Consider the following 13,443-nt stretch of genomic DNA (forward strand, 5'->3'; position numbering starts at 1 on the left):
CCTGCTCATCATGGCCGTCTCCGGCGTGACGGCGACTCGCGCGCCCCGGACGCTGGTTCGACTGCGCTAGATCGTGCGTACCGGTTCGAGAATTTCCTGGCGGGCCTCGGGAGCGACCACTCGTAGAGCATCCGCCGATGCGTCGTCGGGCTGACGCTGCGACTCGATCTCGGCCTCCACCCGGGCGCGGTACGTCTCGACCTCACGATCGACCGTGGCCTCGTCCCAACCCAGGACCGGTGCGATCAACGCCGCAACCTGGCCCGCGCAGTTCATTCCGCGATGCGAGTACTCGATCGAGATTCGGGTCCGACGCGAGAGCACGTCCTCGAGATGCAGTGCGCCCTCCGCTGCCGCGGCGTACACCACCTCCACCTGGAGGTATGCCGGCGCATCGGTGAGTGGTTGCAGCAGTTCGGGTTTGCCGTCGGCCATGGCCAGCACCTCGTCGATCAACGAACCGTATCGGTCGAGCAGATGCGTCACCCGATGCGGATGCAGTTTGTGCATCTCGCCGAGATGCGGTGCCTGATTGACCAGCGCGAAGTAGCCGTCGGCACCGACGAGGGGCACCTTCTCGGTGATCGAGGACGCCACCCGCACCGGGATGTCCTCGGCGGCCAGATCGACTGCGTCCTCTGCCATCACGCGATACGTCGTGTACTTGCCGCCCGCGATGGCGACGAGCCCGGGTGCGACCCGAGCAACCGCGTGTTCGCGGGACAGCTTGGAGGTTTCGTCGCTCTCGCCGGCGAGCAGTGGCCGCAGGCCCGCGTAGACCCCGTCGATGTCCTCGTGGGTCAGTGGCGTGACGAGCACCGAGTTGACCTCGCCGAGGATGTAGTCGATGTCGGCCTTGGTGGCCGCCGGGTGTGCGAGATCGAGGTTCCAGTCGGTGTCGGTGGTACCGATGATCCAATGCGCGCCCCACGGAATGATGAACAGCACCGACTTCTCGGTGCGCAGAATGATCGCGGCCTCGCTGACGATTCGATCGCGCGGCACCACGATGTGCACGCCCTTCGAGGCGCGTACCCGGAACCGTCCGCGCATGTTGGACAGCGACTGGATCTCGTCGGTCCACACTCCGGTGGCATTGATCACCACGTGTGCACGCACCTCGGTGGTGGCACCGGTCTCCGAATCACGCACGCGCACACCCGATACTCGGTCGGCCTCACGCAGGAAGCCGACGACCTGGGTGGACGTTCGCACCACGGCGCCGTAGTGGGCGGCCGTTCTGGCCACGGTCATGGTGTGCCGGGCGTCGTCGACGACGGTGTCGTAGTAGCGAATACCGCCGATCAGCGACTTGCGTTTGATCCCGGGCGACATACGCAGCGCACCGGATCGAGTCAGGTGCTTCTGCTGCGGCACGGATTTGGCCCCACCCATGCGGTCGTACAGGAAAATGCCCGCGGCGATGTACGGCCGCTCCCACAGGCGATGGGTGAGCGGGAAGAGGAATTTCAGCGGCTTGACCAAGTGCGGTGCGAGCGTGGAGAGGGAGAGTTCGCGCTCGTGCAGGGCCTCGCGTACGAGCCCGAACTCGAGCTGCTCGAGGTAGCGAAGCCCGCCGTGGAACATCTTGGACGAGCGAGAGGACGTTCCCGACGCGTAGTCCCGCGCCTCGACCAGGGCCACCTTCAGTCCACGCGTCGCCGCGTCGAGGGCCGCCCCGGAGCCGACGACGCCACCGCCGATGACCACTACGTCGAACTGCTCGGTTCCGAGCTGGTCCCACGCCTCCACCCGCTGGTCGGGTCCGAGGAACTTCGTATTCGATCGGTTGCTCATCTCGAACGCTCCCTCTCCTTCGAAAATCCCCGCATTGCTTGCACGTCAGGCTACCGCCCCGGGTCCTGCGGGCGCAGAACCTGCCGAGTGCGCCGCGCCCAGTCGCCGTACTGCGTCTGCCAGCACGGTCGGGGTCGATCCGGCGAAGCTCAACCGGAGCGAGTGACGGTACTGCGCGCCCGAAGCGAACGCCGTGCCCGGCACGAAGGCAACTCCGTGATCGAGTGCCGCGTCGAGCAACTCGCCGGTGTCGGTTCCGTCCCGGAAGGTGGCCCAGGCGAACATCCCTCCCGCGGGGCGTGAGACGGTGAGCCGGGGGCCGAACTCGGCGACAAGAGCGTTGGTCAATGCCGTTGCACGAGTGCAGTACTCGCGCCGCAGGACAGTCAGGTGGGCGTCCAGCCACGCGGTGTCGGCGAGCATCTCCGCCGCCATCGACTGCGTCAGCGAGGATCCACACAGATCCGCGCCCTGCTTGAGCAGTTCCACCGCCGCGCAGACGCTGGGTGGGGCGACGAACCAGCCGACGCGGAGCGTCGGAGCCAGGATCTTCGACGCGCTCGACAGTCGGATGACGCGGTCGCTGTGGCATGCGATCGGCGGCGGCGGTGCGTCGATACCGGATTCCGTTGTGTCGAAATAGATCTCACCGTACGGGTCGTCCTCGATCACCCAGAATCCGTATCGATCCGCCAGCGCCGCGAGGTGACGACGTCGCAGCTCGCTCATCGTGACTCCACGCGGATTGTGGAAGTTCGCGACGGTGTGGACCACCGCGGGCCGCAGTCCCGCCGTCAGTCTGCGTTCGAGTTCGTCGGTGTCCGTTCCGGTATCGGTGATGGGAATGGACTCGATGCTCGCTTCGGCGATCGAGAAGACCTGCAGCGCACCGGTGTACGCGGGTTCGTCGACCACGACGACAGCGCCCGGGTCGATCAGGGCCTGCGCGAGCAACGCCAGGGCCTGCTGCGAACCGTGCGTCACGATGACGGACTCGACCGGAACGGGCACTCCCCCGCGCACGGCCGATTCCCTGGCCGCAATGGCATTGCGCAGAGTGCGGTGGCCCGATGTCTCGCAGTACTGCACCGCGTCGGGGCGGCGAAGCGCAGCCTCCGCTGCTCCGGCGATGCGGTCGACCGGTATCAGATCGGTGGCCGGTAGACCTCCGGCCAGGCTGATCACATCGTTGCGTGCCGTGAGGGACAAGAGATCACGGATGGCCGAGCTGTTGAGCGACTCGGTGCGCCTGGCCAAGCCGGCGGAAAGGTACGTAGAGGACATGAGAAGGACTCCGGGGCAGCAGGAATGGGAGAACGGCCCGCGGATCCGCTGAGTCGAAGAAGGAGCGGACGGGTGTGTCCGCTCCTTCGACTGTCTCACGTGCTACCGAAATATGAAACGCAATTCTCGCATTGTGAGATCAGTCCAAATCGTCGTGCGCCATCAGCTGACGCGCGGCCTCGATGACCGAACCCGACAGCGACGGGTACACCGAGAACGTGTTGGCCAGGTCGTTGACCGAAAGGTTGTTCTGCACCGCCATCGCGATCGGCAGAATCAGCTCCGATGCACTCGGAGCGACCACGACGCCGCCGATCACGACGCCGGTGGCCGGACGACAGAAGATCTTCACGAAACCACGCTTGAGTCCGCTCATCTTGGCTCGCGGATTCGTGGTGAGCGGCAGCATCACCACGCGTGCGGGCACGTCACCGGCGTCGATCTTGGACTGCGCGACGCCGACCGATGCGATCTCGGGCCGAGTGAACACCGCCGAGGCCACGGTCTTGAGCTTGATCGGGCTGACGGCCTGTCCCAGTGCGTGATACATCGCGATACGTCCCTGCATCGCCGCGACCGAGGCCAGCGGCAGCAGACCGGTGCAGTCACCGGCGGCGTAGATGCCCGCGACCGCGGTACGCGAGACGCGATCCACCCGCAGGTATCCACCCTTGTCGAGTTCGATGCCGACGTTCTCGAGTCCCAGACCGGAGGTGTTGGGCACCGATCCGACGGTCATCAGCGCGTGACTGCCCTCGACGGTGCGGCCGTCCGAGAGCGTGACGAGAACACCGTCTTCGGTGCGGACCACGGAATCGGCGCGGGCGTGCTTGACGAGGGTGACACCGCGCTCGTTGAACGCGTCCTCGAGCACCAGCGCGGCATCCTCATCCTCGTGCGGAAGGACGCGGTCGCGGCTCGAGACCGCGGTGACCTTGACGCCCATTTCGGTGTAGGCCGAGACGAACTCGGCACCGGTGACACCGGATCCGACGACCACCAGGTGCTCGGGGAGGGCCTCGAGGTCGTAGAGCTGACGCCAGTTGAGGATGCGTTCACCGTCGGGTTCGGCTCCCTTGACCACGCGGGGGCGGGCTCCGGTCGCGATGAGCACCACATCGGCGTCGAGAATGCGCTCTTCGCCGTCGGCGAGCACCGCCTTGATCTGGTGCGAGGCCATGCCGACGTGGGAGTCGATCATCTCGGCGCGTCCGGCCAGCAGTTGCACGCCGACGGAGGTGACGCGATGGGCGATGTCGGAGGACTGCGCCTGCGCGAGGCTCTTCACGCGGTCGTGAATCTTCGGCAATGCGACGGCGGCCTGCGACGGATCGAGGGAGATACCGAGGTCGCTGGCTCGACGCATCTCGGTGCGAATGCCGGTCGAGGCGATGAACGTCTTCGACGGCACGCAGTCCCACAGGACGCAGGCACCGCCGATACCGTCGGAATCGACGAGCGTCACCTCTCCGCCGTGCTGTGCGGCAACCAACGCTGCTTCGTACCCTGCCGGACCACCACCGATGATCACAATCCGGGTCATTGATCCTCTTCTCGCATGCTCGAAATCTCTCGCTGTGTCGCGTCAACGGTATTCCAGAGGCTGCCCTCGCGCGTCGGTAGGGCTGGCTTCGTTCGGCCGATAGGAGGCCGGACCTGGGGCGACGCACCGAAACACGACCACGAGGCGTCAGTGTGTACCGATACGGTTTAGGCTGGCCGACGTGCCAATTTATGCCGCCTACGGATCGAACATGCATCCGGAGCAGATGTTGCAGCGATGCCCTCACTCGCCCCTGTCGGGAACCGGGTGGCTGCACGGATGGCGGTTGACCTTCGGCGGTGGAGACATCGGCTGGGAAGGCGCGCTTGCGACGGTCGTGGAGGATCCCGACTCGCAGGTCTTCGTGGTGCTCTACGACGTATCCGAGGAGGACGAGGAGAGCCTGGATCGCTGGGAGGGCTCGGAACTCGGCATCCATCGGAAGATCCGGCTGCGCATCGAGACCGGCCGGGAGCCGGTGCTCGCCTGGATGTACGTACTCGACGCCTACGAGGGCGGCCTGCCGTCGGCTCGCTACCTCGGCGTGATGGCGGAGGCAGCCGAAATCGCCGGTGCCCCAGCCGAATACGTGCGAGACCTCCGTACCCGGAACAGCCGGAACGTCGGTCCGGGTACCGCCTTGTAGCTCGAAGGACGGGTCAGAAGTAGTTCGCCATGACCGACGCCACCCACGTCGGTTCCCTCACGTCTTCACGCGTCGGAACCATGGACTGCAGGAACGGCTTGATATCGAACACCGGTGAGCCGTCGATCGCGTCGAGACCTCGGACTCGGATGCGCAGTCCGTCCACGTCGACGATCTCGCACCGCGACACCCCGAGATGATTGGGTCGATCCTTGACTCGTTGAGCGAGGACACCCACCCGAGGAAGCGTCGTGTCACCGCGGGGATGGCGCGAACCGGTGGTCTTAGCGGCGGGATCGCACAGGTGGAAGCCGTAGATCACTTCGAGGTGGGAGAACTCTGCGAGACCGAGGGTCGCGTCGGCGTCGAGGACACTCGCGTCGAGGTCGATCACGGCCTCGACCGATCCCCAGTTGTCGTCCACCACCTCGGCGCGATCGGATCCGACGATCCCGATCGGCGACACGTCGAACGCCATCTCGTCTCCTGCCTCTAGTTCGGATCCAGCGCGATTCCGGTCATCACCTTCACGCCCACGGCCAGTGCTCGTTCGTCGAGATCGAAGGTGGGTTGGTGGATGTCGAGTTGCGGTCCGGTGCCCGGCCACACACCGAGTCGAGCCATCGCGCCCGGCACTCGTTCGAGGTACCACGAGAAGTCCTCGCCGCCGCCGGACTGCGCGGTATCGGCCAACGCGTCGGGTCCGACCCGGTCGATCGCCTTCTCGAACGTGTGCGTGGACGCCGGATCGTTGACCACGGGAGGCACGCCGCGACGGTAGTGCAGCTCGAAGCGGACCCCGGTCGGTGCGAGCAACCCGGTGACGATCTCGCGGACCAACGGTTCGAGCAATGCCCAGGTCTCGTGGTCGCCGGTGCGGACGGTGCCGGTCAGCATGCCGGTCTGCGGTATGGCATTGGGGGCCTGGCCCGCGACCACCGCTCCCCACACCATGACCGTGCTGGTTCGCGGATCGACACGCCTGCTCAACATCCCGGGCAGGCCGGTGATGACGGTGCCCAACGCGTAGATGAGATCGGTGGTCAGGTGCGGCCGAGACGTGTGTCCGCCGGGTGAATCCAGCCGCAGCTCGACGGTGTCGGCGGCGGAGGTGATCGCACCGAGACGCACGCCGACCTGCCCCACTTCGAGCCGCGGATCACAGTGCAGCGCAAAGATCTTGGTGACGTCGTCGAGCGCTCCCGCGGCCACCGCGTCGAGGGCACCGCCCGGCATGACCTCCTCGGCGGGCTGAAAGATCAGGCGCACCCCGTACTGCAGGTCCGGCAGTGACGCCAGCGCCAGCCCGGTCGCGAGCAGCACCGTGGTGTGTGCGTCGTGGCCGCAGGCATGCGACACCCCCGGCACGGTCGACGAGTACTCCGCGCCGGTGTTCTCCTGCAGCGGTAGGGCGTCCATGTCCGCCCGCAACGCCACCCGGGGACCGTCGGGTCCGATGTCGCAGATCAACCCTGTTCCGCCGGGGAGCGGCTTGGGTGACAGGCCCGCTGCTTCTAGATGCTCCATCACGAACGCGGTGGTACCGAATTCGCGTCGAGCAAGTTCCGGATTGGCGTGAATGTGCCGACGCCAGAGGGACAGATCTGCCGTGTGCGCGTGGATCCACCGATCGATCGCGTCTTCGCGGGTACTCACGACTGCGCCGCCGAGCGCGCGATCACGCCGTCGAGCAGACGGGCGCGAGTACTGGGATCGGCTGCGGCACGCGCCGCAGTTCTGGCGAGACCGAGGGCTCCGTCGAGCAATGCTCGATCGGCAGACTCGGTGATGCATGCGGCGGCGAACTCCGGTTGATGCGTCACCGCCCCTCCTGCATCGAGTCCGACGACGGGGTGGATACCGGGTAGAACATTCGTCACGTTTCCCATGTCTGTGCTGCCCAACGGGCGAAATCCTTCCAAATCCGGAGCCAGGGGCGATCGGCCCAGCGCTTCGATCTCCTGCCGAAAAGCTGCGACCAGCCACGAGTCCGGCGTCAACGCCGCGTAGGTCGGCGACACCGTACGGATCTCGTGAGTGCACCCGGTGGCGATGGCTCCTGCCTCGAAACACGCGTACGTCTTCGCCGTCAGAGCGTGCAGCGATTCGGTGGTGTTCGCGCGCAGGTAGTAGAGCAACTCGGCATGGCCGGGCACGATGTTCGGTGCCACACCCCCGTCACTGACGATGCCGTGCAACTGCTGACCAGGCGCGAGGTGCTGCCGCAGGAGCCCGAGTGCCACCTGACTGATGGTCACCGCATCGCCTGCGTTGATTCCCCACTCGGGAGCTGCCGACGCGTGCGCGGCCCGGCCGGTGAACTTCACGGCGATGTCCGCCAGCGCCAGCGAGGTCGCACCCACGATGTCGAAGGGGCCGGGATGGACCATCAACGCCGCGCCGACGCCGTCGAACACTCCTCGCTCCAGCATCAACACCTTGCCGCCGCCGGTCTCCTCGGCCGGGGTACCGAGCACTCGCACTGTGATGCCGAGAGCGTCGGCGACCGGGGCGAGCGCGAGCGCAGCACCCACGGCCGAGGCCGCGATGATGTTGTGCCCGCACGCATGCCCGATCTCGGGCAGAGCATCGTATTCCGCGCAGATCCCGATCACCAGATCGCCGCTGCCGAACGACGCCGTGAACGCGGTGTCCATGTCCGCGACCGCCGTCTCGACCTCGAAATCGTGGGCTCGGAGCGTATCGAGGATCTTGGCGACGCTGCGATGTTCGGCGAACGCGAGCTCCGGTTCGGCGTGGATCGAGTGCGAGAGCGCGACCACCTCGTCGGTGGCGGTGGCCAGGGCGCGGTCCATCGACTCGCCCACGGCAGCACTGTTCGATTCGTCGATCACGAGAGACAGTGTGTCACTAGCGCGACCGAGTGTCGGAACAGAGCTGTGCCGAGTCGGGGGTGACGACGGTCCTGCTACTTCCCGAAGCTGAAGTTGCTGTCGTCGGTTGCGGTGTTCAGCGCGGCGAGCAGGTCCACGTGCATACGACTCTTGATCCCGGCCAGGTTCGCACCCCGGGTGCTCGTCAGCGCCGCAGCCTTCGCGACCGCGTCGGACACCAGCGACTCCTCCGATGCCGTCGCCTCGACGATTCCGGCGGCCACGGCGTCGGCACCGCCGTAGCGGCGACCGGTCGTCATGGCTTCGACGGCGGTCTGCTTGGGCAGCCGGGAGTTGATCAGGGCAGACATTCCGACGGTGAACGGCATGTTCAGGTTCACCTCGGGCAGGCAGTAGAAGCCGCGATCGACACGCTGGATGCGGAAGTCGTGGGAGGTGGCGAACATCGCGCCAGCGCCGAATGCGTGCCCCTGCACAGCCGCGACGGTGGCCATCGGAAACGCGAGCAACCGGGTGTAGAGAGTGTGCACGCGGTCGAGATACCAGGTGATCTTGTCCAGGTTGGCGAACAGCCAGTCGGTGTCGAGACCGTTGCTGTAGAACTTGCCTGCCGACGTGGTGACCAGCGCCGCCGGACCGGTCGAGGCCTCGACCGCGTCGAGCAACGCGTGGGTGGCATCGATCCAGTCCGGGTGGAAACGGTTCTCGGGATTGTCCGCTCCGTCCTTCGCACCGAGGAACAGGATGTGGACGTCGCCGTCGCGTTCGAGATAAGGCATGCAGCGGATACTACCCAACGGTAACTTCCGCCGGTCGCACATCCGTGTCGTCGATCTCCTACTGTTGTTCATCGTGGCAACCACCGACGCACATGTGACCGACCCCGTGACCGATCCCGACGGTGCCGCGCGCACCGCTGCCGACGCACTCGCCGCAGCAACCGGGGTCGATACCCACACCGTGGCCATCGTCCTCGGTTCCGGATGGCAGGCGGCAGCCGACGTCTTCGGCTCCCCCACCGCGACCGTGCGCATGGCCGACCTGCCCGGTTTCGCGCCACCGTCGGCGTCGGGCCACTCCGGCACCATCACCTCGGTGGACGTCGGCGGCACCCACACACTGCTGTTGCAGGGACGCACGCACGCCTACGAGGGCCACGATCTACGACGCGTCGTGCATCCGGTACGGACCGCGATCGCGGCGGGTGCGACGACCGTCGTGCTGACCAACGCTGCAGGCGGTATCAGGGACGGCATGAGCGTCGGACAGCCAGTGCTCATCTCGGACCACCTCAATCTCACGGCTCGTTCACCTCTCGTGGGGGCGGAGTTCGTCGATCTGGTCGACGCGTACTCCCCCGAACTCCGCGCCCTTGCGAGCGAGATCGATCCGTCGCTCGAGGACGGCGTCTATGCCGGCCTGCCCGGCCCGCACTACGAGACGCCCGCCGAGATCAAGATGCTGCGCACACTCGGTGCAGACCTTGTGGGGATGTCGACGGTGCACGAGACGATTGCTGCCCGCGCGAAAGGCGCACGGGTCCTGGGCATTTCCCTGGTGACCAATCTCGCTGCCGGAATGACCGGTGAACATCTGAACCACACCGAAGTGCTCGCTGCCGGTAAGGATTCTGCGGCTCGCATGGGAGCGTTGCTGCACGAGCTGGTCTCCCGCCTGTGACCGAGGAGCTCACCGAGCAGGTACAGCGGTGGATCGCAGGCGATCCCGACCCCGCCGCTCGCGAGGAACTCGACGGGCTGCCCGACGCCGAACTCGCCGACAGGTTCAGCGGTCCACTGACGTTCGGTACCGCGGGTCTTCGCGGCCCGGTGCGCGCGGGACCGAACGGGATGAACGTGGCGGTGGTGACGAAGACCTCGGCCGGCATCGCGGCCTGGTTGATCGAGAACGGTCTGGGCGGCTCCACGGTCGTGGTCGGTCGCGACGCCAGGAACGGCTCCGAACAGTTCGCCTTCGCGGCCGCCGAAACCTTCTCCGCCCAGGGCTTTTCGGTGGTGATGCTGCCTCGGCCGCTCCCGACACCCGTCGTCGCCTTCGCGGTGCGGGCACTGGACGCCGAGCTGGGAGTACAGATCACCGCGTCGCACAATCCCGCCGCGGACAACGGCTACAAGGTGTACCTCCGGGGCGGCTCGCAACTGATCCCGCCCAGTGACGCCCAGATCGAAGCGCTCATCGAGGCCACTCCCGACGCGATCGAGGTTCCGCGCGCGATCGTGCAGCCCGGCGGCTCCGACATCGCGGCGCGATACCTCGATTCCGTTGTCGCACTGCCACGTTCGACGCGTCGAGACATTCGCACCGCATTGACTCCCCTGCACGGAGTCGGCGGTGAGCTCGCGATGGCCGCACTGCGTGGTGCAGGGTTCCGCGATATCCGGGTGGTCGAAGAGCAGTTCGAGCCCGATCCAGCCTTCCCGACCGTCACGTTTCCCAATCCCGAAGAGCCTGGTGCGGCCGACGCGGTGCTCGCACTGGCGGCCGAGATCGACGCCGATATCGCGATCGCCCTCGACCCCGACGCCGATCGCTGTGCGGTCGGGGTGCCCACGGACAGTGGGTGGCGCATGTTGACCGGCGACGAGACCGGGGCTCTGCTCGCGAACCATCTGCTCGCCGATGCGCCCGCCGACTCGCTGGTGGCCAACACGATCGTCTCGTCGCAGCTGCTCTCGGCGCTCGCTCCGGCGCGCGGCGCTCGGTACGCCCGAACCCTGACCGGATTCAAGTGGCTCGTTCGCGCGGGCGAGGGCCTCGTGTACGCCTACGAGGAGGCCATCGGGCACTGCGTCGACCCGAACGTGGTGCGCGACAAGGACGGTATCTCGGCCGCGGTGGTGCTCGCAGACCTGGCCGCCGACCTGAAGCAGGATCGACGCACCCTGCTCGACGTGCTCGACGACCTCGCGGTCGAGTTCGGCGTACATCTGGGATCGCAGGTCTCGCGGAGGGTTCAGGACCTCGCCGAGATCGGGAACATGATGCACCGGTTGCGCAGCGCACCGCCGACGGAACTGGCCGGTCGGGCCGTCACCGTGCTGGACTACGCCCGGCGCGACGACGAATTACGGACCGACGCAGTCGAGATCAGCGGATCGGGGCTGCGGGTGATCGTGCGGCCGTCCGGTACCGAACCCAAGCTCAAGGCCTACCTCGAAGTGATCGAGCAGGTCGACGGACCCGAGGACCTGCCGAGAGCGCGGACGGCCGCGGCCGAGATTCTCGCCGAGCTGACCGACTTCGCCCAGCACCTCTAGGCGACCACGAACCCTCAGAACAACGCCGACTGCACCGCAGGCAGGTCGGACGTGAACACGCCGAGTTCGATTCGCCGACCCTTCAGCGCCGCCAGATCCACGACGTAGGTCTCGTCGTCGACGGTCGCGATCACCGCCTGCCCGACGCATGTCCTGATATCGAGTCCGTGGGATCCGGTTGCGACATCCGCAGGGTAGGCGACGCGGCTGACGTTCTCGCTCAACGCTTCCCGGCCTGCGGGCGGGGCCCATCGTTCGTCGATCGGGGTGCATCCGGCGATGCCTGCCGTGGTCAGCATCTCGCGGACCTGCTCGGCTTTGGCAGCGGCGGCGGCCTCGAGCCTGTCCACGTCGATCGGCAGGCACAGCGAGGCGGCTTTTGCTGCGGACCGCACCGCCTGCCGTAGTCCCAGCGATTCGGTCACGAGATCCTCGGCCACCCTCACGACTTTTCCGTCGTCGGCGTGAGCGACGTACCGCGCGCAGATGGCACCTTGCTCGACGAGCCTGCCCCATTTACGGGTGTCCGCTGCCGTCCCGATCTTGAAAGTACCGTTGGCGAACGCCGCCAGGTACAGCCAATGCGGCTGCATGACATGCTTTTCCAGTTCTCGCGAAACGAATCCGCTGCGATGCACGGTGTGCACGAACCGAAAGCTGTCCTTGTCCGCGCAGGAGGCGCACTGCCCCGACGCGACGGCCCGCTCCCGGCCGGGGCACGGCACGTAGCGCGGCGGGCCGTCGGCCCGAAATGCCATGCGCCCGGTGCAGTATCGATCGGTCGACGCACCCGGTGCACGGAAACCGAGCCTGCGACCGACCAGTTCGCGGAACTCGATCTGCTCGGTGGCGACGTCGAGCAGCCGCAAGCTCGGCCGCGGTGCAGGTGACGCGGCCGAGGGCCAGGAAACGCCGAGAACCAGACTCGCCGCGGCAGCGCTCGTCAGCGCGGGCCGAACTGACGATCGCCCGCGTCACCGAGGCCGGGAACGATGAAGGCGTTGTCGTTGAGGCCGTCGTCGATGCTCGCGGCCACCAGTCGCACCGGCAGACCCGAGGCTTCGAGCGCGGCAACTCCTTCGGGAGCAGCGACGACGCAGATGGCGGTCACGTCCGCAGCGCCGCGGCCGACGAGCAGTTCGATCGTGTGGACCATGGACCCGCCGGTGGCGAGCATCGGGTCCAGTACGTAGACGGGCGTCTGCGACAGGTCGTCGGGCAGAGACTCCATGTACGGCACGGGCTGATGGGTCTCCTCGTCTCGGGCCATGCCGACGAAACCGACGCGGGACTGCGGGATGAGGCTGCTGGCCTTCTCGACCATGCCGAGGCCTGCACGCAGAACCGGGACCAGCAACGGCGGCCGCGCCAGCCTGGTTCCCTCGGTGACCGCGACGGGTGTGCGCACCTCGAAGGTGTCGATCGCAGCATCGCGGGTGGCCTCGTAGACCAGCATGTGGGTGAGCTGGCGCAGAGCCGACCGGAACGTGGCGTTGTCGCTGCGCTCGTCCCGCATCGTGGTGAGCAGGGCTGCGGCCAGTGGGTGATCGACCACGTGTGTTTCCATGCCGACAAGGATAGGACTCGGTCGGCAGGACGCGAAACGGCAACTCGGGGGAACCGAATGGCACGTACCCGCGTCGAACCAGTTGGGCGTCGCACTCGACGACCGTGAATCGATTGCATTCTCAGGGGGCACTGATGGCCGAGCTCGTCGTCGAAACCGAGGGGGTCCTCGCATACGGTGCGGTGGCGTCGACCATGGCCGAGCAGATCGCTGCCGCGGGTGCAGCTGCCGCCGCGTGCGGCCCCGCTGTGCTGGCTCCGGTCTTCGGCCTGATCGGGCAGGAATTTCTCGGCGCAGTCACCGGTACCCATCTGGCGCACACCGATGCCGTGGTGCGCCTGGCCGGCGCGGTGGCGAGCATCGGTTCCGCGGCCACCGCGTCCGCAGTCTCGTACGCCCTCACCGATGCCGGCACCGGCGCAACCGTTGCGGCCTCGGCCGCCGGTATCGCACCGGACGCGCGGTAAGTGTCG

The 13,443-nt window shown here is 67.0% G+C and carries 13 protein-coding genes; 4 read left to right on the forward strand and 9 right to left on the reverse strand.

Annotated elements, in window-relative coordinates:
* Positions 1–66 precede the first annotated feature (66 nt).
* The 3 genes from glpD to CH251_RS02515 all read right to left on the reverse strand — a co-directional run bounded on the left by glpD (position 67) and on the right by CH251_RS02515 (position 4,624).
* Positions 67–1,797: a glycerol-3-phosphate dehydrogenase gene (gene glpD / locus CH251_RS02505; RefSeq protein ID WP_094611712.1), complete on the reverse strand. Its 1,731-nt coding sequence runs from the start codon at positions 1,795–1,797 to the stop codon at positions 67–69.
* A gap of 45 nt (positions 1,798–1,842) precedes the next feature.
* Entirely contained in the window at positions 1,843–3,081 is a 1,239-nt protein-coding gene (locus CH251_RS02510) for a PLP-dependent aminotransferase family protein (RefSeq protein WP_094611713.1), read from the reverse strand.
* A 139-nt stretch (positions 3,082–3,220) separates the two neighbouring features.
* On the reverse strand, positions 3,221–4,624 hold the full coding sequence (locus CH251_RS02515) for an NAD(P)H-quinone dehydrogenase (protein WP_094611714.1): 1,404 nt from the start codon (positions 4,622–4,624) through the stop codon (positions 3,221–3,223).
* Positions 4,625–4,805: 181 nt separating this feature from the next.
* Here CH251_RS02515 and CH251_RS02520 point away from each other — a divergent pair, with 181 nt between their 5' ends.
* Positions 4,806–5,270: a gamma-glutamylcyclotransferase gene (locus CH251_RS02520; RefSeq protein WP_094611715.1), complete on the forward strand. Its 465-nt coding sequence runs from the start codon at positions 4,806–4,808 to the stop codon at positions 5,268–5,270.
* A 13-nt stretch (positions 5,271–5,283) separates the two neighbouring features.
* On the opposite strand, the gene CH251_RS02525 is transcribed toward CH251_RS02520, so the two are convergent.
* From CH251_RS02525 to CH251_RS02540, 4 genes are all read right to left on the reverse strand, one after another.
* Positions 5,284–5,748, reverse strand: a complete 465-nt coding sequence (locus tag CH251_RS02525; RefSeq protein WP_094611716.1) for an SAM-dependent methyltransferase — start codon at positions 5,746–5,748, stop codon at positions 5,284–5,286.
* A gap of 14 nt (positions 5,749–5,762) precedes the next feature.
* Entirely contained in the window at positions 5,763–6,926 is a 1,164-nt protein-coding gene (locus tag CH251_RS02530; protein ID WP_094611717.1) for a M20 family metallopeptidase, read from the reverse strand.
* On the reverse strand, positions 6,923–8,086 hold the full coding sequence (locus CH251_RS02535; protein WP_094611916.1) for a M20 family metallopeptidase: 1,164 nt from the start codon (positions 8,084–8,086) through the stop codon (positions 6,923–6,925). The genes CH251_RS02530 and CH251_RS02535 overlap by 4 nt, the downstream gene beginning before the upstream one ends.
* A 113-nt stretch (positions 8,087–8,199) precedes the next feature.
* A complete protein-coding gene (locus CH251_RS02540) occupies positions 8,200–8,904 on the reverse strand; it encodes an enoyl-CoA hydratase-related protein (RefSeq protein ID WP_094611718.1) in 705 nt (234 codons plus the stop codon).
* Here CH251_RS02540 and CH251_RS02545 point away from each other — a divergent pair.
* Both CH251_RS02545 and CH251_RS02550 read left to right on the forward strand, forming a co-directional pair.
* Positions 8,903–9,805, forward strand: a complete 903-nt coding sequence (locus CH251_RS02545) for a purine-nucleoside phosphorylase (protein WP_373454903.1) — start codon at positions 8,903–8,905, stop codon at positions 9,803–9,805. The genes CH251_RS02540 and CH251_RS02545 overlap by 2 nt on opposite strands.
* Positions 9,802–11,403 (forward strand): phospho-sugar mutase, encoded by a 1,602-nt coding sequence (locus CH251_RS02550; protein ID WP_094611719.1) that lies wholly within the window; start codon positions 9,802–9,804, stop codon positions 11,401–11,403. The genes CH251_RS02545 and CH251_RS02550 overlap by 4 nt, the downstream gene beginning before the upstream one ends.
* 14 nt (positions 11,404–11,417) lie before the next feature.
* Here CH251_RS02550 and CH251_RS02555 read toward each other — a convergent pair whose 3' ends face one another.
* Both CH251_RS02555 and upp read right to left on the reverse strand, forming a co-directional pair.
* Entirely contained in the window at positions 11,418–12,272 is an 855-nt protein-coding gene (locus tag CH251_RS02555) for a DUF2797 domain-containing protein (protein WP_256978766.1), read from the reverse strand.
* 74 nt (positions 12,273–12,346) lie between these two features.
* Complete coding sequence (gene upp, locus CH251_RS02560; RefSeq protein ID WP_037188128.1) at positions 12,347–12,970, reverse strand: uracil phosphoribosyltransferase; 624 nt, start codon at positions 12,968–12,970, stop codon at positions 12,347–12,349.
* A 134-nt stretch (positions 12,971–13,104) separates the two neighbouring features.
* Here upp and CH251_RS02565 point away from each other — a divergent pair, with 134 nt between their 5' ends.
* On the forward strand, positions 13,105–13,437 hold the full coding sequence (locus CH251_RS02565; protein ID WP_143537894.1) for a type VII secretion target: 333 nt from the start codon (positions 13,105–13,107) through the stop codon (positions 13,435–13,437).
* The last annotated feature ends 6 nt before the right edge of the window (positions 13,438–13,443 follow it).

The sequence above is a fragment of the Rhodococcus sp. 06-462-5 genome (assembly GCF_002258315.1).
In the GTDB taxonomy this organism is placed as follows: Bacteria; Actinomycetota; Actinomycetes; order Mycobacteriales; family Mycobacteriaceae; genus Rhodococcoides.

What these genes read in the sequence shown, in the direction of transcription:
- glpD (WP_094611712.1), bottom strand. Translation starts at nt 1,797, where the DNA reads ATGAGCAACCGATCGAATACGAAGTTCCTCGGACCCGACCAGCGGGTG.
- CH251_RS02510 (WP_094611713.1), bottom strand. Translation starts at nt 3,081, where the DNA reads ATGTCCTCTACGTACCTTTCCGCCGGCTTGGCCAGGCGCACCGAGTCG.
- CH251_RS02515 (WP_094611714.1), bottom strand. Translation starts at nt 4,624, where the DNA reads ATGACCCGGATTGTGATCATCGGTGGTGGTCCGGCAGGGTACGAAGCA.
- CH251_RS02525 (WP_094611716.1), bottom strand. Translation starts at nt 5,748, where the DNA reads ATGGCGTTCGACGTGTCGCCGATCGGGATCGTCGGATCCGATCGCGCC.
- CH251_RS02535 (WP_094611916.1), bottom strand. Translation starts at nt 8,086, where the DNA reads ATGGACCGCGCCCTGGCCACCGCCACCGACGAGGTGGTCGCGCTCTCG.
- CH251_RS02545 (WP_373454903.1), top strand. Translation starts at nt 8,903, where the DNA reads ATGCAGCGGATACTACCCAACGGTAACTTCCGCCGGTCGCACATCCGT.
- CH251_RS02540 (WP_094611718.1), bottom strand. Translation starts at nt 8,904, where the DNA reads ATGCCTTATCTCGAACGCGACGGCGACGTCCACATCCTGTTCCTCGGT.
- upp (WP_037188128.1), bottom strand. Translation starts at nt 12,970, where the DNA reads ATGGAAACACACGTGGTCGATCACCCACTGGCCGCAGCCCTGCTCACC.
- CH251_RS02565 (WP_143537894.1), top strand. Translation starts at nt 13,105, where the DNA reads ATGGCCGAGCTCGTCGTCGAAACCGAGGGGGTCCTCGCATACGGTGCG.